General features: G+C 63.1%; 15 protein-coding genes, 1 tRNA gene and 2 pseudogenes. 9 read left to right on the top strand and 9 right to left on the bottom strand.

Going from position 1 to position 20,374, the window contains the following annotated elements; all coding sequences use genetic code 11:
- The first annotated feature begins 2 nt into the window (after positions 1-2).
- From DES47_RS02790 to DES47_RS02760, 7 genes and pseudogenes are all read left to right on the top strand, one after another.
- Positions 3-1,085: an ABC transporter ATP-binding protein gene (locus DES47_RS02790; RefSeq protein ID WP_133699119.1), complete on the top strand. Its 1,083-nt coding sequence runs from the start codon at positions 3-5 to the stop codon at positions 1,083-1,085.
- On the top strand, positions 1,078-2,418 hold the full coding sequence (locus DES47_RS02785; RefSeq protein WP_166651817.1) for an ABC transporter substrate-binding protein: 1,341 nt from the start codon (positions 1,078-1,080) through the stop codon (positions 2,416-2,418). The genes DES47_RS02790 and DES47_RS02785 overlap by 8 nt, the downstream gene beginning before the upstream one ends.
- A gap of 21 nt (positions 2,419-2,439) precedes the next feature.
- A complete protein-coding gene (locus tag DES47_RS02780) occupies positions 2,440-3,327 on the top strand; it encodes a carbohydrate ABC transporter permease (protein ID WP_133699117.1) in 888 nt (295 codons plus the stop codon).
- Positions 3,324-4,175 (top strand): carbohydrate ABC transporter permease, encoded by an 852-nt coding sequence (locus DES47_RS02775; RefSeq protein ID WP_133699116.1) that lies wholly within the window; start codon positions 3,324-3,326, stop codon positions 4,173-4,175. Before DES47_RS02780 ends, DES47_RS02775 begins: the two co-directional genes overlap by 4 nt.
- 4 nt (positions 4,176-4,179) lie before the next feature.
- On the top strand, positions 4,180-4,950 hold the full coding sequence (locus DES47_RS02770; protein ID WP_133699115.1) for an SDR family NAD(P)-dependent oxidoreductase: 771 nt from the start codon (positions 4,180-4,182) through the stop codon (positions 4,948-4,950).
- 15 nt (positions 4,951-4,965) lie between these two features.
- The gene (locus DES47_RS02765) at positions 4,966-6,036 is read left to right on the top strand and encodes a glycerol dehydrogenase (RefSeq protein ID WP_243748129.1); all 1,071 of its coding nucleotides are present in this window, start codon (positions 4,966-4,968) and stop codon (positions 6,034-6,036) included.
- A gap of 176 nt (positions 6,037-6,212) precedes the next feature.
- Positions 6,213-6,425: pseudogene (locus DES47_RS02760) on the top strand (transposase); the annotation flags it as partial.
- Positions 6,426-6,677: 252 nt separating this feature from the next.
- Here DES47_RS02760 and DES47_RS29520 read toward each other — a convergent pair.
- Both DES47_RS29520 and DES47_RS29695 read right to left on the bottom strand, forming a co-directional pair.
- Positions 6,678-8,339, bottom strand: a complete 1,662-nt coding sequence (locus tag DES47_RS29520; protein ID WP_133699112.1) for a methyl-accepting chemotaxis protein — start codon at positions 8,337-8,339, stop codon at positions 6,678-6,680.
- A 444-nt stretch (positions 8,340-8,783) separates the two neighbouring features.
- Positions 8,784-8,967 (bottom strand): annotated as a pseudogene (locus tag DES47_RS29695) (IS5/IS1182 family transposase); the annotation flags it as partial.
- 257 nt (positions 8,968-9,224) lie between these two features.
- On the opposite strand from DES47_RS29695, the gene DES47_RS02750 reads away from it, so the two are divergent.
- Entirely contained in the window at positions 9,225-11,192 is a 1,968-nt protein-coding gene (locus DES47_RS02750; protein ID WP_133699111.1) for a PAS domain-containing hybrid sensor histidine kinase/response regulator, read from the top strand.
- A gap of 148 nt (positions 11,193-11,340) precedes the next feature.
- Positions 11,341-12,003, top strand: a complete 663-nt coding sequence (locus DES47_RS02745; RefSeq protein WP_133699110.1) for a TetR/AcrR family transcriptional regulator — start codon at positions 11,341-11,343, stop codon at positions 12,001-12,003.
- Here the strand turns inward: DES47_RS02745 and DES47_RS02740 are convergent.
- The 7 genes from DES47_RS02740 to DES47_RS02715 form a co-directional block, all read right to left on the bottom strand.
- On the bottom strand, positions 12,000-14,003 hold the full coding sequence (locus DES47_RS02740; RefSeq protein ID WP_133699109.1) for a diguanylate cyclase domain-containing protein: 2,004 nt from the start codon (positions 14,001-14,003) through the stop codon (positions 12,000-12,002). The two genes, DES47_RS02745 and DES47_RS02740, sit on opposite strands and share 4 nt — an antisense overlap.
- 8 nt (positions 14,004-14,011) lie before the next feature.
- On the bottom strand, positions 14,012-16,471 hold the full coding sequence (locus DES47_RS02735; protein WP_166651816.1) for a bifunctional diguanylate cyclase/phosphodiesterase: 2,460 nt from the start codon (positions 16,469-16,471) through the stop codon (positions 14,012-14,014).
- 83 nt (positions 16,472-16,554) lie between these two features.
- On the bottom strand, positions 16,555-16,812 hold the full coding sequence (locus tag DES47_RS02730) for a hypothetical protein (RefSeq protein ID WP_133699107.1): 258 nt from the start codon (positions 16,810-16,812) through the stop codon (positions 16,555-16,557).
- Between the two features lie 66 nt (positions 16,813-16,878).
- A complete protein-coding gene (locus DES47_RS29105) occupies positions 16,879-17,280 on the bottom strand; it encodes a tyrosine-type recombinase/integrase (RefSeq protein WP_243748128.1) in 402 nt (133 codons plus the stop codon).
- A complete protein-coding gene (locus DES47_RS02725; protein ID WP_243748127.1) occupies positions 17,268-18,074 on the bottom strand; it encodes a tyrosine-type recombinase/integrase in 807 nt (268 codons plus the stop codon). Before DES47_RS02725 ends, DES47_RS29105 begins: the two co-directional genes overlap by 13 nt.
- A 173-nt stretch (positions 18,075-18,247) precedes the next feature.
- A tRNA-His gene (locus DES47_RS02720) sits at positions 18,248-18,323 on the bottom strand.
- A gap of 65 nt (positions 18,324-18,388) precedes the next feature.
- Entirely contained in the window at positions 18,389-20,305 is a 1,917-nt protein-coding gene (locus DES47_RS02715) for a SurA N-terminal domain-containing protein (RefSeq protein WP_133699106.1), read from the bottom strand.
- Positions 20,306-20,374: the final 69 nt, after the last annotated feature.

Below are 20,374 nucleotides of genomic sequence, written 5' to 3'. Positions count from 1 at the left end.
CGATGGCACAGATCGAACTTCGGAGAATCGAGAAGCGCTACGGCGCCGTCGCCGTCGTGCAGCCGATGGACCTGCTGATCCCGGACGGGGAGCTGACCGTCTTCGTCGGCCCCTCCGGCTGCGGCAAGTCCACCACGCTGCGCATGATTGCCGGGCTGGAGGACGTGAGCAGCGGCCAGATGCTGATCGGCGGGCGCGACGTCACCCGGCTCGAACCCAAGGACCGGAACATCGCGATGGTGTTCCAGAACTACGCGCTCTACCCGCACAAGACGGTGTTCGAGAACCTCGCCTTCGGCCTGCGCCTGCGCAACCTGGACAAGGCGCAGATCGACCGGCGGGTGAAGTGGGCGGCCGAGATGCTGGGCATGGAGGCGCTGCTGGAACGCAAGCCGCGCCAGCTCTCCGGCGGACAGATGCAGCGGGTGGCCCTGGGCCGCGCGCTGGTGCGCGAGCCCGATGTGTTCCTGCTCGACGAGCCGCTGTCCAATCTCGACGCCAAGCTGCGCCTGCGCATGCGCGACGAGATCGCGCGCCTGCACCGCGAGCTGAAGACCAACATGATCTACGTCACCCACGACCAGGTGGAGGCCATGACCCTGGGCGACCGTATCGTGGTGATGAAGGACGGCCGCATCCAGCAGGTGGGCACGCCGCTGGAAGTGTACGACCGGCCGGTGAACCGCTTCGTGGCCGGCTTCATCGGCGCCCCGGAGATGAATCTGGTGGATGCGCGCATCGACGGCGGCAGCGTCGTGGCCAACGGCCTGCGCCTGCCGGTGAATTCGTCAATCAGGGATGGCACAGCCGTCACGCTGGGTGTGCGCCCCGAGCACATCACGCTGGGCGAGGCCGCCCACAGCCTGCCGATGCGCGCGGTGCAGATCGAGCAGATGGGCGCCTACACGCTCGCTGCCTTCGAGCACGAAGGCCTGCGCCTTCGCGCCATGCTCGGCCGAGATCAGCAGGTGGTTTTCGGCGAAACCCGTCATCTGCAACTCGATCTCCAGCAACTGCATCTTTTCGATCACGCAACCGGCGCGTGCCTGAGCCGGACCAACCCCGATGGAGCATCAGATGTCTGACGATAAGAAGACCGGAGACTTGGTTCCTGTAGTTGCCGAAAGTATCGACACGCGGCGGCGCCGCCTGACGGTGGCTGCCGGCGTGGCCGCGGCCGGCACGCTCGCCTCGCCCTGGGTGCATGCGCAGCAGAAGACGATCCGCTTTCTGAACTGCGAACCGAGCCGCGACAGCGTGCGCGCGATGAAGGTGGCCGCCGCCGAGTACGAGCGCGTCAGCGGCGTGCGGGTGGTGGTTGACACCGTGCCACCCGACCAGGTTTACGACAAGCTGCAGGCCTCCATCTCGGCTGGCACGCCTTACGACATCTCCGGCCTGATCTTCGTCGCCCATGTGGTGCTGCTGGCCGAAGCGGGCAAGCTGGTGCCGCTGACCAAGATGGTCAACAAGCACAAGTGGGGGCCACGCATCCTTTTCCCGGTCAAGGGCGAGCAGTACTGGTACCCCTACGACTACAACTTCGCCTGGATGTACTACCGCAAGGACCTGTACGCCGCCAAGGGCCTGAAGGTGCCGACCACCTGGGACCAGTTCGCCGACAACGCCAAGGCGCTGACCGCGGGCAACAACTTCGGCGTCACCATCCCCATCGGCTCCAACGGCGCGGGCCAGTGGCTGGCCCCGGGCTTCATGTGGGCGGACGGCGTCAAGCTGCTGGACGACAAATGGGGCCTGTCGCTGGACACGCCGCCAATGAAGAAGACGTTCTCCGGCTACCTGGACTTCATGAAGAAGCTCTCGCCCTCGATGCCGCCGGGCATGTCGCAGGCGCTGTTCGCCACCGTGATCGGCCAGTACTCGGGCGGCCAGACGGCTATGGCGCCCTATGCCGGCCGGTTGATGGAAGTGCTGGAGGACCGCGCGCCCGAACTGGCGGGCAAGACCGGCTTCTTCATGTACCCCGACTCGGTGGGCAAGAACGTCGCGGTGAACCACGGCTATGACGGATGGGTCGTCGTGAAGACGCCGATGCAGGAGGAAGCGATGAAGTTCATGGACTGGTTCACCGAGAACCAGTACATCAACTTCCTGCACACCGCACCGCTGCACTTCCAGCCGCCGCGCATGGATGTGTACGACGACCGCCGCTGGCGCGCGCACCCGTTGATCGAGAAGCACGGCGAACTGGTCGATTTCATGCGCAGCATCCTGACGCGCAACGACGTGATCATCCGCTCGGTGGACACCGAAGGCCCCGCGCCCGATGTGCGGCCGGGCAAGATGTTCGAGAGCTACGGCGTGATGGAAGCGATCCAGAGCCGGCTGATCAAGGACATGCCGGCCGACGAGGCGACCGAGCTGTGCATCCGCAAGCTCAAGGCCTCGATCGTCTGACGGCAAGCTTGAGCAGACGCTATGCGTGATTTCACGACGCCCACCGACCGGCTGATCCTGGGCGCTTTTGTGCTCTCGATCCTGCTGGTCGGCGCCCTGATCGCCGTACCGGTGCTGCACGCGGTGGAGCTCTCCTTCTACAAGGCGGAGTCCTTCATCAGCGCGCGGCAGTGGGTGGGCCTGGCGAACTACACCCGCGTGCTGGCCGACCCGGCCTTCTGGCATGCCTTCGCGCTGGGCCTGGGCTTCGCGCTGATCGCGATGGGCCTGCAGCTGTTGCTGGGCATCGGCTTCGCGCAACTGCTCAACCTGCCGCTGCGGGGCCGCGCCTTCGTGCGCGGCGCGGTGGTCCTGCCCTACCTGCTGCCCACGGTGGTGATCGCCGTCACCACGCACTGGCTGCTGGACGGGGCCTACGGCCTCTTCACCGTCTGGGCCCAGCAGCTGGGCTTCGGGCGGCCGGCTTGGTATGACCATCCGGTCTCGGCGGCGCTACTGATCATCATCGCCAGCGTCTGGACCTGGACACCCTTCGTCACCATCACCTTCCTGGCCGGCCTGCAGTCCATCCCCGCCAGCCTGTACGAAGCCGCGCGGGTGGACGGCGCGGGCGCCTGGAAGCGCTTCTGGCATGTGACGCTGCCGATGCTCAAGCCGGTGCTGCTGGTGGTCGTGCTGCTGCGCTCGATCTGGATGTTCAACAAGTTCGACATCGTGTGGCTGCTCACCAAGGGCGGGCCGTTGGGCGCGACAGAGCACCTGCCCATCCTCAGCTACCGCAAGGCCTTCAACCAGTTCGATGTCGGCGGCGGCGCGGCGGTGGCGACGCTCTCCTTCCTGGTGCTCTCGGTGATGATCGCGATCTACTTCTGGTACTTCCCGCTGGACGAGAAGGGGGCGGAGAAATGAGCGAAGCCCTCTTCGCGCGCCTGCCTTTCTGGGCTCGCACCTCCTTGTGGCTGGGCGTAGGCCTCATGTGCATCTGGTCGCTGTTCCCGATCTACTGGATGGTGGTGTCCAGCCTGCGCACACCGCAGGACCTGTTCCTGCCCCCCGACCTGATCCCCAAACGCATCGACTGGAAGTTCGAAAACTACACGACCCTGCTGGAGCTGACCGACTACGCGCAGCAGTTCAAGAACAGCGTGGTGGTGGCGCTGGCGGTCGTGGTGATCACGCTGCTGCTGTCCATCGTCATCGCGTACACAGTGACGCGCTACCGCGTGCCGGGCAAGTCGATCATCGTCGGCAGCATGCTCTACGCCTACATGTTCCCGCCGCTGCTGCTGGCGATCCCGATGCTGTCGATCTTTGCGCGCATGGGGCTGGCGGACAACCTGCTGGCCGTCGTGCTGGCGCACTGCACGCTGACGCTGCCGCTGGGGGTCTGGCTCTTCTGGGGCTTCTTCAAGGGCATGCCTTTTGACTTGGAAGAGGCGGCGATGGTGGACGGCTGCACGCGGCTGGGCGCCTTCATCCGTGTGGTCCTGCCGCTCTCGCTGCCGGGTATCGTCACCGTGGCGATCTTTGCCTTCCTGCTATCGTGGACAGACTACGTCTTCAGCTTCGTGCTGGTGTCCAGCGACTCCAACAAGACGCTGCCGGTGGGGCTGGCCTCCATCCTCGGCACCTTCGATGCACGCTGGGGCGAGCTGATGGCGGGGGCAACGCTGATCGCTGCGCCGCTTTTCGTCATCTTCGCCTTCCTCAGCCGCTACTTCATTCAAGGCCTGGCCGCAGGCGCCGTAAAGGGTTGACGTCATGGATTTGGGCTTGCAAGGCAAGGTCGCCGTCATCACCGGCGGCGCACGCGGCATCGGCTTGTGCGAGGCGCAGGCGCTGGGGCGCGAGGGCTGCGTGATCGCCCTCATAGACCTCGACGCTGCGGCGGCATCGAGCGCAGTCGATTCACTGCGCGGCGAGGGCATCCAGGCCAGCGCCTTCATCGGCAACGCTGCGGACGAGGCCACCGTGCGCCGCCTCGTTTTCGAGATCTGCGAGGACCTGGGCGGCCTGGACATCCTGGTCAACAACGCCGGCATCGGCGTGAAGCCCGCCTACCTGGTGCGCGACCTGCCCTTCGCCGAATGGCAGCGCATGCTCAGCGTGCACATGGACAGCACCTTCCTGTGGTCGCGCGAAGCGATTCCGCCGATGGCCGCACGCGGCTGGGGCCGCATCGTCAACACCTCCAGCATGAACTTCACCGGTGGCGGCCGGCCCGGCGTGGCCCACTACAGCGCCGCCAAGGCCGGCATTGCCGGCTTCACGCGGACTCTGGCCAAGGAGGCGGGGCCGCACGGCATCACAGTGAACGCGGTGGCGCCGGGCTATGTGGAGACCGAGCTGATTGCCGGCTTCACGCCCGAGATGCGCGCGCTGCTGGCTCGGCAGAATCCGGTGGGCCGCACCTGCAAGCCCGAAGAGGTGGCCGCCTCGGTCGCCTTCCTGTGTTCGCAGCAGGCCGCCTTCATCAATGGCGAGCTGCTCTGCATCGACGGCGGCCGCCGCGACTTCGCCTGGGAGAACTGAACAATGACACAAGCGATGCGGATCATCGGCTTCCCCGGCCGCTACGTGCAAGGCCCGGGCGCGCTGAAGTCCTTGCCCGACATGCTGACCGAGCTGGGCGCCCAACGGCCGGTGCTGGTCAGCGACGACATCGTGCAGGCGGCGGTGGGCCCGCAGTTGCCTCCATCACTGCCGCGCCTGCGCTTCGGCGGCGAATGCACCCGCGAAGCTGTGGCCGACCTGGCCGGGCAAGCGGTTGCGCTCGAGGCCGACACCCTCATCGCGCTGGGCGGCGGCAAGACCATCGACACCGCCAAGGGCGTGGCCCGCACGCTGGGCACGCGTCTTGTCATCGTGCCCAGCGTGGCCTCCAACGACTCTCCCACCTCGCGCTTGATCGTGCTGTACGACGACGCCCACCGATTGGTCGCAGTGGACTACCTCGCGCGCAATCCGGACCTGGTGCTGGTCGACACCGAGGTGATCGTCCAGGCCCCACTGCGCTTCTTCCGCGCCGGCATCGGTGACGCTGTGTCAAAGCGGTATGAGGCTCGGCAATGCGCCCTCTCGGGCGGCAAGAACTTCTTCGGCGGGCGGCCGCCGGACGTCGCGCTGGTGATGGCCGAGCGCTGCCACGCGGCGCTGGCGCAGTACGCGCCGGCGGCGCTGGCGGCCGTGTCGCGAAAGGAAGTCACGCTCGAGGTCGAGGCAGTCATCGAAGCCACCGTGTTGCTCAGCGGCCTGGCCTTCGAGAGCGGCGGCCTCTCGCTGTCGCACGCGCTGCTGCGTGGGCTCACCGCGATACCGGCCCTGGCCGAGGCGCTGCACGGCGAGATGGTCGCGTACGGCTCGCTGGTGCAGCTGTGCCTCGAAGCGCGCAGCGACGAGGAACGGCGCGCGCACGCCTCGTGGCTGGTGGGCCTCGGCCTGCCGGTGACTGCCGCTCAGCTTGGTGCCAGGCTGAGTGCGACCGAGCAGCAGCAGGTGGCTGAGCTCACCATGAACGCACCCTATATCGGCCACTTCGAACGCCCGTTGACGGCCGCCGATATTGCACAAGCCATCAACGCAGCGGAACAGATCGGGCAGACCGCGTTGGTCGGGTGACGGGCATCGCACAAGCCATGCTCAGCGAAGTCCGCTGAGCTGGCACATTGAGTGCTGAGGGTGATGTCCCAGGAGGTGGTGTAAGTTCTTGAGCGAGGCGGCCTGTAGAGGGTGGCCATCGTGAATCCGGATACGGTTGAGGTGCGACCCACCAGCCTTGATCCAAGGAATACACGATGACCGCCTCAACTATCGCATTAGCCGAGCTCGCCGAGAAGGGTGCTGACATTGATGTGCTGCGCCAGATGGTGCAGTTCATGGCCCAGCGCCTCATGGAGATCGATGTCGAGGGGCGCTGCGGCGCTGGCTACGACGAGAAGAGCGCCGAGCGCCTGAACAGCCGCAACGGCTTTCGCGAACGTACCTGGGAGACCCGTGCGGGCGGCGTCTAGCTGAAGATCCCCAAGCTGCGCCAGGGCAGCAACGCGGCGTAGTCATCGAAGGTCTTGGCGTTCGGCAGCGCGACAAACAGTGCGCGCAGGCATCCGACGCAGAGCTGTGCGGCGAGCGCTCTCGCCCATGGACATTGAACAGGCATCTAGTCCGTGCCACCGCTCGCTAGTCTCGGCACGGCCCATCCAGTGTTCGCCGGCTTGTTCCTCTACGACTTCAGTGACTCAGCGACAGTGGACCGGATCTCTTCAGTAGGACCTTTCGGCCTCTAGTCGGCCTTCCCCAAGAAGTTGGGGAGCCCCATGGCTCGTCGCCGCAGGTGCTGCAGATGCCGCCGCTGCTGACAAGTCGACCCGATGCGATACACCCGCATTCAGTTTGAAAACCGCCACCGCCTGAACAAGCAGCAGAGCCTGAGTCTTCAGACTCTCGGCGGCCGCGGCACTTTCTTCCACCAGGGCCGCGTTTTGCTGAGTGACCTGGTCCATCTGACTGACAGCCTCGCCGACTTGAGACACCCCGGCACTTTGCTCAATGCTGGCGGCAGTGATCTCGCCCATGATGTCGGTGACCCGCTTGATCGAGCTGACGACTTCGGTCATCGTCACACCGGCCTGACCAACCAAGGCGGTACCCTGCTCCACACGTTCGACACTGGCAGTGATCAGGCTCTTGATCTCTCTTGCGGCCGCTGCCGAACGGCCGGCCAGGCTACGGACTTCGGAGGCCACAACCGCGAAGCCGCGTCCCTGCTCCCCTGCGCGTGCAGCCTCCACCGCGGCATTGAGCGCCAGGATGTTGGTCTGGAACGCGATGCCATCTATCACACTGATGATGTCGGCAATCTTCTTGCTTGATTCATTGATGTCCCTCATGGTAGTGACCACTCTGCTGACATCCTCGCCGCCCCGAGTGGCGACCATGCTGGCACTCAGCGCGAGCTGATTGGCCTGTTTGGCGTTGTCTGCGTTCTGCTTCACAGTGGAACCCAGCTGCTCCATGGACGCAGCAGTCTCCTCCAGCGCCGAGGCCTGTTCCTCGGTGCGCTGGCTCAGATCCAGGTTGCCCTGCGCGATCTGAGAAGACGCGGTGGCCACGTTGTCGGCATTGCTGCGCACGCCACTGACGATGCGTACCAGGTTGTCCTTCATGCCGGCCAACGCACGCAGCAACTCAGCCGTTTCGTCCTTGCCGTCGCCGCTGAGATCCACCGTCAAGTCGCCGTCGGCCACACGCTCGGCGGCCAACTTGGCGCGGTTCATCGGCACGGTGATGGAGCGCGCAATCAGCAAACCGAACAGCCCACCGATCAACAATCCGCCTACGATGGAGGCGATCGACACTGCGCGAATCACGACATAGCGCTCAGCGGCCTCCGTGTACTGCTTGTGGGCCTCGTCAAGCTGCAGCTTGTTGAGGGCCACGATGCCCCTCTCCACCGGAACAAACAGCGGGCGGATGGCCTCCGTCACCACGCGCTGGGCCTCCTTGATATCGTTGGCGCGCAGCGCCTGCACTGCTGGGAGCAGGCCTTCCTGCACGAACTTCCTTCGGTCGGCGGCAAACGCCTTGGCGAGTGTTTCGGTCTCGGGGGTCAGCTTTGTGGCCATGTAGGCATCCCAGATCTTGCCGATAGTCGCTATGTTGGCTTCGACCTGCGCAGCGCGATCACTGATGACCTCGGGTGTCGGCGTGACAAGCGCTGTGGCGATGGCGAGCCGGTTGCGTAGTAGATTGGCCTGAATCTCGCCGAGCTGACCGATCGGTATCGCGCGGTCTTCAAACACCGACTTCAGTGCCTCGTTGGAATTGCCGATGCCCAGGAGGCCCAGCCCGCCGACACCAACCAGCATGGCCGAGAGCAGTCCGATCAACAGCAGCAAGCGGGTCGATATTCTGAGATTGTTCATGGACGGAGATCCTTTGCAAATATGGAGGAGTGCGGCCTACAGGGCGACCTGATTGGTCAGGATTTGTCTCTCGCCTTATATGTGTCGAACCGGCAGGCCCCAAACTGCGCAGAACGACTGCAAATCGGGGTATGCGGATGTTGATACATTATGGCGTACGCGTACGCTTAAATCATGAAGTTGCGCTGCTATGCACAGCCATATCGTCGAATCTGACTCGGCTAAATGTGAAGGCGATTGAGCGATTGCGAGTTGCTGCAGCGCAGCAGCGCTGAACTCATCAACTGCTGTCTGCCGGCGCAGGCGGGCGCTGCATGCTTGCCCTTCCTGCGCGAGGCTTTCCCGCAGATACGCAAGCCGCAGAGGCGCAGTCAGTCGCCGGCTCTCAATGAGGGGCCCCGGCGAATGACCCCAGACAGCCATGAGTTCTGCAGGGAACTGTCCCCGCGCAAGATAGATATTGACCAGCCCCAGTGTCACGATCGAGCTCTTGGCGTTTCTTCGCCAGACCGCGGCTGCCCACCTTGCTGAATCCCAAGAGCCGCTTGACCACTGCGAAGACGTGCTACACGCGCGCTCGAACCTTGGACTTGTTGCGGTTGCGTGCACGCTGCGCCTCGTCGAGATCGTTACCCTCGGACCAGCGCTCAACTGCCTTCAGATTCACGGCCGTGGAGCGCTGGGCGCCCCCCAATTGAGGGGCGCCATCCGCCAGCGCCTCTATTGCGTTCGCGTACGCTAAAAAGTAGTATGTCGTAATGCTGCTTGGCACGTGTGCCCAGGCTCGCGCGAACGCATCGGATTCACGGTGTGCAGTTTGAATCTGAGGCCAGCCCACAACGCGGCCTCTCATTGGCTGAGTCTCGAGGCTCAGGCCTTGAGCCGATGGCCAACACCGACCACTACCGCCGACTGGAAATGATTGTTCAGAACACCACCAACATGGTGGTGGTCACCAATCGGAACCGCGAGATCGAATGGGTCAATCCTGCCTATACCCAGGTAACGGGCTGGACACTGGACGAGATCAAGGGTCGCAACCCCCGCACCTTTTTGCACGGCCCTCGCACAAGCCAAGCCTCGGCCACCAAGCTCGGAGATCTGCTTCGCCAAGGGCAGGCAGTGGTGGACGTCGAGATGCTCAACTACAAGAAGTCGGGCGATCCCTTTTGGGTGTCCATGAACATCAGCCCGATACGCGATGATCGAGGCGCGATCACGGAATACGTTGCCATCGAGTCGGACATCACCGAGCGCAAGCGCCGCGACATAGAGACCGGGCGCATCGCAAGGCACAGCGCTGCGATGCAGCGCATCGCAAAGCTAGGCTACATGGAGCACGACCTGGCCACAGGCCAGGTGTATTGTTCGACCGAAGTCCTGGACATCATCGAGGCCACCAGCGATGACGTCGACTTGCGCTACGAAAGCCTGATGGCCTGGACCCATCCTGACGACGTCGCCATGGTCAGGCTCAACTACGAGCAGGCCGTCAACGACGCGGGGCCCTATGAGTCCGAGCACCGCGTGATCAGCAAGTCGGGCCAGATCAAATGGGTCCATATGCAGGGCGCCATCGAGGGCTGGGACGACGGCAGCACCGCAAGGTGCTGCATGACGGTTCAAGAGGTCACTCAGCGCAGGCTAAAAGAGCAGGAAGAACGCGAGGAGGCGCTGCAGAGGCAGCTCGCCACTATCCAATCGGACATGCTTTCCCGCATCAGCCAGGAGTTCAGAACCCCTTTGCAGGCGATGCTGGGATTCACCGAACTCGTCGAGCGCAGGGAAGTGCCGCTGATGTCCGACCGGTCCCGGGGTCAGCTGAAACAGGTTCGGCAGTCGGCCCGGCAGTTGCTGCACCTTGTTCACGACATGATGGAGTTCAACCGGCTGCACGAGGCCCGATCGCCGCTGATTGCGACGGCCGTCGACGTGCACGGAATGGTCCGAGACCTGGCCTCATCGCTTCGGTCCGTGGCTCAAGCTCAGAGCTTGACCCTGCATGCCGACATCGGCAATTCGACTCTCTATGCAAGGGCAGACTATCAAGGACTGCGGCAAATCCTTCTCAATCTGCTGGCCAATGCCTTTGACTACAACATTCCCGGCGGGCATGTCTGGCTGCAGTGCAAGTCCATCTCCGGAAGCCGCGTCGCCATTTCCGTGCAAGACAGTGGCATTGGCTTCGAGCGCAAGCATCTCAGCCACTTGTTTGAGCCCTTCTACCGCGTTGCAAGAAGTCCAGCCGATCTGCCGCCGCCATGCGGTAGCAGTCTTGGCCTCGCGATCGCCTACACACTGGCCCAAGGCATGGGTGGGGACCTGCTGCTCGAGAGCGAGCCTGCCACCGGCTCCACCTTTGTCCTCGTACTGCCGAGGGCTGACACACCGGATTTGCCGGCCGTCTCGCGAGACGGCGTTGAGCCCTTGCTAGAAGCATGCCGTGCTGATGGCGACCTCGGCGGTGGTCGGGTGCTGTACATCGACGACAACCCAGTCAGCACTGAGCTCGTGAAGATATACCTGCAGGGACAACCGAATATTGAGCTGATTTGCTGCAGCAGCGGCGCAGATGGCCTCAAGTCGGCACAGCGTCTCAGGCCCGACATCATCATTGTCGACAGCCATCTTCCGGACATGTCAGGCATGGACTCGCTCCGTGCAATCCAGAGCGATCCAGACCTTGCCCGTACACCCTGTATCTTCCTCTCGGAAGACGGGGATGAGCAATCGATAGAAACCGCCATAGGCGCGGGTTTTCGAGAATGTCTGTCCAAGCCGGTCGATGCCCAAGTGCTGGTGGCGACGCTGGATCGTCTGCTGAGTGAAGCACCGATGACATCGAGGTTCTAGGGGAAATGCGATTCTGATACCGGGCTGAGGGTCGTTTTCGTGCACACTTCCGAGCAATGGGTGAGCGCCTCCTCGGCCACTATATTTCCACGCCCCGGACAAGAGCACGAACGATGGGCCCCGCACAGGACTTTGCGTCAACCACAACATGATCACCGCCAAGCCTGCGCGCCCTCGCCTTCGGCGAACCAGGGTCGAGCAATCATTGCTTGAGGCCAAGGTGGTGCAGATCTCACTGCAGCTGTTCTCCGATGGTGGTGGAGAGGCGGTGTCGATACGCAAGATCGCCAGCGAGGTCGGTGTGCCGCCGATGTCGCTCTACCGCTACTTCCCTTCAAAAGCCCATCTCGTTCGCCACATCTGGCAGGACATTCTGTCCAGAGCCTGCGAGGAGGGCAAGTTCGAAGCGGCCCGTCACCGGGGACCCATGCACAAGCTCAAAGCGTTTGTGAGAGGCTTCCTGCGTCACTGGATCAACCACCGCCATCACTACTGGTTTGTATTTTGCAACCCAGCAGTCCCCTGCGTGGCTGGAGATCAACACGAGGCAGAGCCCGTACGTCCTGACCCGCGCGAAGTGCTTGAGCTACTGAGCAGCATGCTGGCCCGATGTTCCGGATCCCGGGCGCCGACCGAGGCACAGCGGCATCTTGCGGAGGAGCTCTTCTGCTCTGCGCTGGGCTTCCTGGTCACAACTGTCGGGCTGGCGCTCAAGACGCCTGCCGAGATCGATGGCCTGATGGAGCGGATGCTCGCCGGCATGGAGTCCCGTATTGGGGCCGCGCTTAGCTTGTGCGTCGCGGCACGCTAGCCAGGGTGCACCGCTACACCAACCGTCGATGGCTGCTCGAAGAAGCGAACCGCATTGCGCCCTGAATTCTTGGCCTGGTACATCGCGATGTCGGCCCGCTTCAGCAGCTCGTCCACCGAAGTGCCGCCGCCTGAAAACAAACAGACGCCAATGCTCGGAGAGCCGACATACGCAAAGTTGCCGAGCTGCACCGGCTCATTGACAGCTGAACGGATCTTCTCCGCAATCGCCGCAGCTTGACTCATGGCCTGATCCAAGCAAGAGCTCAGATCGGCCAGGATGACCACGAACTCGTCGCCGCCTTGACGTGCCACTGTGTCTTTGGCCCTGACACTGGCGCGCAGACGCCGGGCCACCTCGATCAGCAGCTGATCGCCCACATCGTGGCCCCGGCTATCGTTCAGAGCCTTGAATCGGTCAAGGTCGATGAACAGCACAGCCGCGAGAGTGTGGTGGCGCTCGCTGGCGATAAGCACCTGCCCCAATCTGTCGCGCAACAGCCTTCGATTGGGTAGGTCGGTCAGGGGGTCGTAGAAAGCCAAACTGTGGATGGCCTTCTCCGCCTGCTTCTTCAGAGTTATGTCAGAGAACACCGCCACATAGTTTTGAATGCGTCCCGCCTCGTCGGCCACCGCCGTGATGCTGAGCCACTCGGGGTAGATCTCTCCGTTCCTGCGCCGGTTCCAGACCTCGCCCTGCCAATGCTGGCTTTCGCTCAGCACTTGCCACATCGCCGCGTAGAAGGCCGGCGGGTGGCGCCCGGAGCTCAGTAGCCGTCCTGTGACCTGGCCCACGGCCTCGCTCGCCGTATAGCCGGTGATCTGAGTGAAGGCTTGGTTGACCTTCAGAATCACCTGCTTCGCATCGGTGATGACCATCGCCTCCAGCGATTCAAAGGCAATTGCTGCCACTCGCAGCTCAGCCTGGGCCTGCCGACGCGCGGTGACGTCGGAAGCTACGCCAACGAAACCATTGAGCGTGCCGTTGTCCCCGCGCAAGGGCTGCATATCCAGGTCCAGCCAGAGCTCGGAACCGTCCTTGCGCCGATTAAGAAACTGTGCCCTCATGCCATGCCCATTCTCGATGGCCAGGCTCAGCTTGGCCCGAATCGACGGGTCCGCATCTTCGTGCAGAAGGAGCAGACCTGGCTCTCGCCCCAACGCCTCGTCAGCGCCATATCCAGTGATGTCACTGAATGCCCTGTTGACCCAGACGATCCGGCGTTCGGCATCTGAGATGAGAACCGCGTTGTTGGTGAGCTCGGCCACCAGGGCCAGGCGCTGCAACTCATGCGCCTGTGCGGTCAAGCGCAGATACTGGCGCTTGACCATGCGCGCTGTTGGCTCAGCGACGCTCAGCGTCAGGATCAGGAACATCAACACGCTGCAGGTCGCCCACAGCTTGGCCGCATCAGCTGCCGTGGAATAGCGGCGGCGCGCAAGGCGCTCGAGCTCGTCGACCAGATCCTGTGCCGCCTCCAGGGCCGGGTCGACCTCGATCTCGACCTGGGCAGCCAGCAGGCGTGTGCCCGCCGTGGGCCCGTTCAATCGGCTCTCAAGCAAGGCCTCCGCCCTGGACCAGAGCCTTTGACGAGTAGTCGACCAAGTGGCTAGAGTCCGCACCAGGTCTTGCGACTCCGACTGAAACCCTCCCGCCTGAGCCAGGAGCCAGTCAAGACGTTGCCCCTGGACGGCAGCCCGGTCTAGGCTGGCGCGCAGTTGCTCGCCGGCACTCTCCGCCGCCACGCCCTCGGCATCACTGAGTACGGCAAGGCGTCCGATGCGCTGGCTGAGCATGCGTTGTGCGCCGGCAAGCTCGGCCATCTCGGCGTCGGCAGCCCGTACCCGTTGCGCCTTCTCTGCCTGCCACGCATAGAAGACTGCCTGCGCGCTGGCCAGCAGCAGCACTGCATACATCGCGACGCGCACCCAACCATGCGCAGACGCATCAGGTTTCGTTTCAGGCGGGCTGAAGCTCGCCTTGGATGTGGTGCTACGCATCGAAGCAATCAAAAAGTGTCAGCCGCACGCAGATTCTGAAAATCCAGCCTGGCAGAAAAGTCAACTGCATCCAGCGCCCTGGCGAACAGCCACCCCTGGTAGGCCTCGCAGCCATGGTCGCGCAGGAACTCCAGTTGCGCTTCGGTCTCAACGCCTTCGGCCACCAACGTCAGACCAAGGCTGTGTGCCAGCGCAATGATGGACCGGGATATCTTGACGTCGCTCATGTCATGCGGAATGTCACTAATGAAAGCCCGATCGATCTTCAGCTTGGACACGGGCAGCGCCTTCAGATAGGCCAGGGAGGAATAGCCCGTGCCGAAGTCGTCCAGTGCCACCGTGCAACCCAGGGCTGCCAGGGACTCGAGCTGCTCGCGGGCAATCACGGGTTGGACCATGGCAATCGATTCGGTGATCTCGATCTCCAGCAACCGGGCCGGCGCCCCGGAACGTTGCAGTGCGGCGCGCACCTTGTCGGGCAGATTGCGCTGCCGGAACTGCTGAGCGGAGAAGTTGACAGCCACCCTCAGTGGGGTACCTGCATCGGACCAGATAGCTATCTGCCGGCAGGCGGTCTCCAGCACCCAGTCCGACAAGGGAAGGATCAGCCCGGTGGTCTCGGCTACCGGGATGAAGCGGCTTGGCGACACTTCGCCCAGCAGCTCGTCGGTCCAACGCAGCAAAGCTTCTGCACCGACTATGGCCCCGGTACAGGTGTCCACCTGGGGTTGGTAGAGCAGCCTCAGACCACCCCGATTGATCGCGTCCTTCAGCCGGGCATGCATCTGCATGTTCGCGTGCGCGTGTTTGTCCAACTGCGCCGAATAGCAGGCATAGGTGCCGCGGCCGGCTCGCTTGGCCTGGTACATGGCCAAGTCCGCATAGCGCAACAGGTTGTCGCAATCCTGCGCGTCGTCTGGCGAGAACGCCAGACCAATGCTGCCGCTGGCATCGACCTCCTGACCCTGAACGATGCAGGGCAAGTCGAGTGACAGCAGAAGCTTCTCGGCTACGGTCACCGCCTCATCCACACTGTTCAGGTCCGACAGCAGGATGCCGAACTCATCGCCGCCCAGACGGGCCAGCGTGTCGCCCTCGCGCAGCGCCGAGCGCAACCTTTGACTCACTTGCACGAGCAGTTCGTCGCCAGCCAAGTGTCCAAAGCTGTCGTTCACCGTTTTGAAATCATCCAGATCCAGGAACAGTGCTGCCACCCGCCTTTCGCTGCGCTTGGTCTGCGCAATCGCCTGGTTCAACTGCAGACGGAACAGCCAACGATTGGGCAGGCCAGTGAGTTCGTCATGCGTGGCGCGATGCCGCAAGGACTCCTCGAAACTCTTGCGTTCGGTCAGATCACGAACATAGGCGATCGCGTGCTGTTCACTCTCATCTTCCCAGTGGCCGACCGAGATATCCACCGGCAGCATCCGCCCGTCACGGCGCATCAGCCTCAGATCCAGGGATCCCATAGCCCTTGCATTTGCCGACGCAAAGTACTCGCGCATCGCGTGACCGTGCTTGTCGCGTAGATGCGGCGGCAGGAAGATGTCGACGTTGCGGCCAATCAGCTCCTGGCTCGGATAGCCCGAAAGCGTCTCCATGGCGGGATTGGCCATCAGTATCTGACCAAGACGGTTGACCCACAGCACGCCATCGGGAGCCACGCTCAGTGCGAGCTTCTCGCGCTGGTGCTGCGTCTCCAATCGCTCAAGCGGCCGGCGCAAGGCCTCGTTGAAGGTGACATGGAACAGGTACAGATAGGCGGCGACCTTGTATAGATGGCCGATACCAGACGCTGCGTCGTGGTCGAGGATGCCCGCCATTGTGAAAAACAGCCCGGAAACCGCCGACAGTGCCACGGCGTAAATCAATGCTGTCACGCACTCGCGAGCTAGTTCCTGGCGACGGAGCCAAAGCACCCACAGCGTTAGCGCGTTGGCGCCTATCGTCAGCCATTCGAACCCGGTCAACAGCGGCGTCCGCCCTGAGCCTTCGACAAACAAGGCTGGCACCCGCGCCGACCAAAGCAGGCCAATGGTGCAGACCAGACTCAACGCCACCAGCATCAATGCAAGCCAGAAAGGCTTGCGGCTTTCTGCAATGTTGGGCTGCGCTGGCAGCAGCGCATAGAAAAGTAGCGTGGTCGCGGCGAGCATCCGCGCCAGTATCCAGAAATAGGTCGACTTCTGCATCGAGTTGGGGCTCAACGCATCAGGCATGCCGGTATCGCTGAGCGAGTGCAGGAAGTCGAGCACACCAACCCCCAGGAATGCGAGACCCAGCAACACCACAGCCCCCTTGCGCGCCGGTAGGATGGCACGGTAGCCCGTCACGAAGACGAGCAGCGACACCAGCGCGGAAACCAGCTCCACGGCACTGTGCAGGAACAGGAATAGCTCCGGGGCGATCGTCACAGGTCGTGACGGATGGGAGACCAACCACAACAAAGGCAGGGAAAGCAGCAGCAAGCCCCAAGCTGCGGCGCTTTGACAGGGGTGTTTGTGCCTGGCTTGCATGTCAGGCGGTCAGGGCAGAAGTTGGAAAGCCACTGTCAGGCGTACACCCTGACGGCACCCATCAGACGCTGCGCCCGCTCGCTCGTGGTGTTTGCCGCAGCACCGCTCTGCTCCACCATCGCCGCACTCCGCTGCGCCACCTCGTCAAGTTGGTCCACCGCCCGGCCGACCTGGGCGATGCCGATGGTCTGTTCGCGGGACGCACCGGTGATGGCGGTGATCAGATCGCTCAGCAGAGTCTCCATGCTGGAGAACACGAACTCCTTCTGAGTGATCGGCGCATTTGCTCTCATCAGACCTCCACAGCTTGGCTTGCAGGAACACGGACCGCACCAGACTCGCGTCAACGACGTCTTGCGTCAGCTCAATATTTTAGCGTACGCGTACGCAATATAACGTAAAACTGGCTGCAAAGTGACACTTCTTGCCTCAGTCGCGCCGGTCGGCAATGAGCAACGCCTGCTCTCATCCGGGCAAGGCGGCGCACCGGCGATCGCGTCGCCCAAGGGCTTGGCCACTGGCTGCCGACGCGCCAATGCAGCTTGGTCGATTACGTCAGGAAGGATGTTCAGGCGCTCAACCATCAGCGTGCGCGCCATCGCACGGAAACCATGCGGAGTCATGGCGTCGTTATCGAAGCCCATCCGGCGCAGGGCTGTGCGGAGCGTGTTCTCGCTCATGGGCCGCTCGCCGGCCTGAAGGCTGGGGAACACGAACTGGCCGTGACCGGTAAGTGGCTGAAGATCCTTCAGGATATCCACTGCGCGCAGTGCAAGCGGCACAAAGTGCGGGCGTCCATTGAGCTTGCCGGCCTTTTCCGCTTCATATCAGCGGCCGGGATACTGATCATCGCGGCACCCAGATCAACCCAAGCCCACTCTAGCGCGCGGATATTGCCCGGCCGTTGAAACACCAGCGCCGACAGTTCCAGCGCCGCCCTGGTGGTCGGCTGGCCCTCATAGGCGAGGATCGATCGCATCAGGGCGCCAGCTGCAACCGGTTCCAGTACGGCAGCCATGTGCTTCGTCGCCACGGCCTTGAGCGCGCCACGCGCAAAGAGTGCGCCAACTCTCGCACGCCCCGGGCCTCGACGCGCCGGAGGGTAGCCAGCAGCAGCGGAGCTGTCGGTCAGCGGCAGCTTACCGATCCACGAGAACACGTCCTTCTCCAGGCGCACGAGCCAGCGCTCGGCATAGGCTTCGCTCCAGTCCGACACTCGGGTGGCATGGTAGTCGCGGGTGACAGCCTCGAAGGTGTTGACGCTGGCGGCCTTGCGCTGCAGCTTGTCCACGATGCGCTGATGGGCCGGGTCGGTGCCCGATTGCTGGAGCAAACACGCGGCGTCGCGTTTGGAGCGTGCGGCCTTTGCAGTGAGGCCCGGATACTGGCCCAGCGCCAGCCGCTTTTCTTTGCCGTCGAAGTAGTACTTCCAAAACCAACGCTTAGAGCCGGTGGCGGCAACCTCAAGGTAGAGGCCAGCTCCGTCCACTACGCGTATGCGGGCTTTATCAGCGGGGCATTTGGCGTTCTTGCACTGGGCGTCGGTGAGGGCCATAGGGGAACAAATCTTGATGGGAGAGCCGAAGTGGCCCGCGTTCCCCTAAATGTGCCCCTAGATTTTCTGCGCTGCAACGAGACGACATGAACCGATTTGGCATGAAAAAAGCCCTAAGTCGTTGATTTACTTAGGGCTTCTGAGTCTTCATGACACGTCATGAAATGTTCTGATGGGGTGGCTAATGGGACTCGAACCCACGACAACAGGAATCACAATCCTGGACTCTACCAACTGAGCTATAGCCACCGCAGAGCCTGCAATTATAGCCTAGATTTCCGACCCTCTTAACGAGCCGAGCAGGAAATCTCCAATCAAGGCGTCGCTGCAGATGCGGCCAGGGCGGCGACCACCGGCTTGAGCTCAACCTTGAAACGAGTCTTCAGCGCGGCGAAGTAGGCCGAGGCCTCGGCGGCGGACCAGGCCTGGGCATACTGCTGATCGGCACGCTTGGCATCGATCACCGCCGAGTCGCGCGGCAGCACCTTGACGATGCGCACCACCGCATAGCCAGCCTCGCCGCCATCGACGCCAACCCAGGCCGGCAGCTTGCTGGCATCGGCACGCATGATGTCTTCGATCATGGAGCGAGGCAGATCGCGGGCCTGCACGCGCGAGACAATCTGCGCCGGCTCCAACCCTGCGGCATCGCCCCCCTTCTTCAGCGCCTCCAGACGGGCCTCGCCATCCTTCTTGGCCTGGGCCACGGCCATCTTCTTGACCACGCGGTCCTGCACCTGCGCTTTGACCTCCGCGAAGGGCAGCAGGCGAGCCGGGTCGTGCTTGACGACTCGGGCCGACACCAACATGTTGGGGGAGATCTCCAGAGCTTCGGTGTTGCGCTTGTTGCGCAGGGCCTCGACGCCGAATACCGCATCAAGCAGTTTGGGCGAGGCCGGCGTGCCGACGGCAGTAGGCAGCGGCTTGCGTTGCACGGTGGCAGTCTGGATCGTGAGCTTGAGCTTGTCGGCGGCCGGCTTAAGGCTGTCGGACTGCTCATAGACCAGATTGCTGAATTGCTCGGCCGCTTCGGCGTATCGGGCCTGCGCGACTTGCTTGCGCACATCGTCTTCGATCTCTGCGCGCACCGCCTCGAAAGGCTTCTTTTCACCGCCGCGCACGGCCGTCAGCATGATGATGTGGTAACCGAACTCGGTTTCGATCACATTGCTGATCTCGCCCTGCTTCATCGCATAGGCCGCGTCCTCGAAGGCCTTGGTCATGCCACCGCGACCGAAGAAATCCAGGTCGCCACCCTGCGCGGCCGAGCCCGGGTCCTGCGAGTTCTTGCGCGCCACGTCGGCGAAGGTGCCCGGTGCCTTGCGCACCTCAGCCAGCAGCGCCTCGGCCTTGGCCTTCGCCTTGGCCTTGTCATCGGCCGATGCCGACGGCTCGGTCTTGATCAGGATGTGGCTGGCACGGCGTTCCTCGGCCACCGTGTAGCGCGACTCGTTGGTCTTGAAATACTCGCGCAGCTTGTCCTCGGACACGTTGACGTCCTTCTTCAGCGCGTCTAGATCCAGTACCAGAAACTCGATGCTGGCCGTCTCCTGCGACTGGAACTGGGAGGCATTGGCCGGATCCTTGTAGTAGGCTTCCAGCTCGGCATCGCTCGGGGTGATGCGGCCCAGATAGTCCTTGACGCTGAAGCGCTGCACCTGCACCTCGCGCTGCTGCAGGAGCACGTCGAAGGCAGCCGCCGAATTGACGGATGAGGCGAATGCGGTGCCACTGACGCCCTGCACCACCTGGCGCAGGGTCAGGTCTTGCCGAAGACGCTGCTCGAACGAAGCCGAGCTCATGCCCTGGGCTGCCAGCATGCCCTTGTTGACGCTACCGTCGGGCATGCGAATGAAGGCAAACTGTGGGTCCGCCTGGAACAAGCGCTGCAGGCGCTCGTCGCTGACCACCAGATGCTGCTTGGTGGCCGCAATCTGCATGACCTTGTCGCGCACCAGGGCGTCCAGCGCTTCGCGCTTGGCCTCGGGCGAGTCCAGCAGTTTCGGATCCACATTCGGAGCCTGACGGCGCATGCGCTCGGACTGGTCGCGCAGCGCAACGTCCCATTCGGCCTGGGTAATGCCCTGCCCGTCCACCACGGCGACCTTGGCGTTTCCGCCCTCGGTGAACCGCGAATAGCCTTCAACACCGAACAGCACGAACGAAGGGAAGATCAGCAGCAGCAGGATGAACTGCAGCACTTTGGTGTGCTTGCGGACGAAATCAAACATCGAGAAACCTCAGGCGGGCAACGCGCAGCGCCTAAGCATGCGCGTGGTTAAGCATCATCCGGCTTGACA

The sequence above is a fragment of the Roseateles toxinivorans genome (assembly GCF_004362525.1).
Taxonomy (GTDB): Bacteria; Pseudomonadota; Gammaproteobacteria; order Burkholderiales; family Burkholderiaceae_C; genus Paucibacter; species Paucibacter toxinivorans.
The sequence above is the reverse complement of the archived record's forward strand: the minus strand, read 5'-3'. Positions and strand labels throughout refer to the sequence as shown.

What these genes read in the sequence shown, in the direction of transcription:
- DES47_RS02790 (WP_133699119.1), top strand. Translation starts at nt 3, where the DNA reads ATGGCACAGATCGAACTTCGGAGAATCGAGAAGCGCTACGGCGCCGTC.
- DES47_RS02785 (WP_166651817.1), top strand. Translation starts at nt 1,078, where the DNA reads ATGTCTGACGATAAGAAGACCGGAGACTTGGTTCCTGTAGTTGCCGAA.
- DES47_RS02780 (WP_133699117.1), top strand. Translation starts at nt 2,440, where the DNA reads ATGCGTGATTTCACGACGCCCACCGACCGGCTGATCCTGGGCGCTTTT.
- DES47_RS02775 (WP_133699116.1), top strand. Translation starts at nt 3,324, where the DNA reads ATGAGCGAAGCCCTCTTCGCGCGCCTGCCTTTCTGGGCTCGCACCTCC.
- DES47_RS02770 (WP_133699115.1), top strand. Translation starts at nt 4,180, where the DNA reads ATGGATTTGGGCTTGCAAGGCAAGGTCGCCGTCATCACCGGCGGCGCA.
- DES47_RS02765 (WP_243748129.1), top strand. Translation starts at nt 4,966, where the DNA reads ATGCGGATCATCGGCTTCCCCGGCCGCTACGTGCAAGGCCCGGGCGCG.
- DES47_RS29520 (WP_133699112.1), bottom strand. Translation starts at nt 8,339, where the DNA reads ATGAACAATCTCAGAATATCGACCCGCTTGCTGCTGTTGATCGGACTG.
- DES47_RS02750 (WP_133699111.1), top strand. Translation starts at nt 9,225, where the DNA reads ATGGCCAACACCGACCACTACCGCCGACTGGAAATGATTGTTCAGAAC.
- DES47_RS02745 (WP_133699110.1), top strand. Translation starts at nt 11,341, where the DNA reads ATGATCACCGCCAAGCCTGCGCGCCCTCGCCTTCGGCGAACCAGGGTC.
- DES47_RS02740 (WP_133699109.1), bottom strand. Translation starts at nt 14,003, where the DNA reads ATGCGTAGCACCACATCCAAGGCGAGCTTCAGCCCGCCTGAAACGAAA.
- DES47_RS02730 (WP_133699107.1), bottom strand. Translation starts at nt 16,812, where the DNA reads ATGAGAGCAAATGCGCCGATCACTCAGAAGGAGTTCGTGTTCTCCAGC.
- DES47_RS02725 (WP_243748127.1), bottom strand. Translation starts at nt 18,074, where the DNA reads ATGGCCCTCACCGACGCCCAGTGCAAGAACGCCAAATGCCCCGCTGAT.
- DES47_RS02715 (WP_133699106.1), bottom strand. Translation starts at nt 20,305, where the DNA reads ATGTTTGATTTCGTCCGCAAGCACACCAAAGTGCTGCAGTTCATCCTG.